Here is a 1,301-nt window from a genome sequence, read left to right as displayed (position 1 = left end):
GGGAGTGTATGTACCGGAGACATGGTGGACACATGTTCGGAGACATGGTGGACGGTTTTAGATCTTCTTACCTGCTGTGACAATCTGCAAGTTCAAGTCGATTTTGGCTATACGATGTTTACCCCAGTAGACATCGTGGATGCCATCCTCCGTCGTTTCCCGGATAGCTACTGACCTCCCGTGAAAAGCCTTTCCGACTGTGTATTCACGGTTCCCCCAGTAGATCTCGCCCTTCACCTGAACCTTCCTGATCACATCGCCATCGTTGTACTCCGGCGCCGCGGGTTGCTCCTGATATTCCCGTGGACTACTGCTGTAGCGGGCCGCAGGAACCTGCATGTCCAGCGCCTGGTGCGGGCGCTTCTGGTTGTAAATATCACGCCAGCTATCAAACGCCCGTTGCGCGCCATCGAGATCGATGAACAACTGGCCTTGCAGAACTTCGCTTTTAAGGCTGCGGTGAAAGCGCTCCAGCTTTCCTTGGGTCTGCGGATGATAAGGTCGGGAGTGGCCGACCTTGATGCCTTGGCTCATCAGCCAGATCTCCAGTGCGGTATAAACACCTGTCTGGTCACCCCAAGGCGAACCGTTGTCCATCGTCATGCGCAAAGGCAGGCCGTAGCGCCGAAAGGTCCGGATTAGATGCTCCTGAACGGTTTGGCGCTGCTCGTTCGCGCACGCAGCGATGCACAGCGAAAACCGTGAATGATCGTCCAGTATCGTCAACGGATGGCAACGGCCCAGGCCCAAGCTGATATGGCCCTTGAAGTCCATCTGCCAAAGATCATTGGGAGCTTCATGCTCGAACCGGATAAATGGCTTGATCTCAGCGGCCTTTGGATCAACGCGCGAGTGACGCTTTAAAACCGCATGCACGGTGCTGACAGAAGGCATCACTGCGCCGTTGTCTTCCAACACGCGCTTGAGCTTGCGAGCGCCCCAAGCCGCGTACTCCTGACTCACGGTCAGAATCTGCTGCTCAACCTCATCAACACAGCGTTTGGGTGACGTTTTCGGTCGCCGAGACTGGTTGATCAATCCCTCAACACCTGAGGCTTCAAACCTGTTTAGCCATTTGTAAGCAGTGCTTGGACTGATATTGAATCGACGGCAAAGCAGCCGAATATTGGCCCCCTCTTGCCGAGCCAAAAACACGAATTCCGAGCGAAGTTGCACGGTGGACACCTCTTCCCAAGACACAGGTCATCTCCTTGGCGATGAGCAATGTGTCTATTAAAAAGTGTCCACCATGTCTCCGAACACCTGTCCACCATGTCTCCGGTACATACAGGGAGAGGGCT

1 pseudogene is annotated in these 1,301 nt (G+C 54.7%); it reads right to left on the bottom strand.

What is annotated here, in order from left to right:
• Positions 1–1,200: pseudogene (locus M0808_RS28360) on the bottom strand (IS481 family transposase); the annotation flags it as partial.
• Positions 1,201–1,301 lie beyond the last annotated feature (101 nt).

This window comes from Pseudomonas sp. MWU12-3103b, assembly GCF_023100615.1.
GTDB lineage: Bacteria > Pseudomonadota > Gammaproteobacteria > Pseudomonadales > Pseudomonadaceae > Aquipseudomonas > Aquipseudomonas putida_A.
This window is presented reverse-complemented; position numbering and strand designations above follow the sequence as displayed.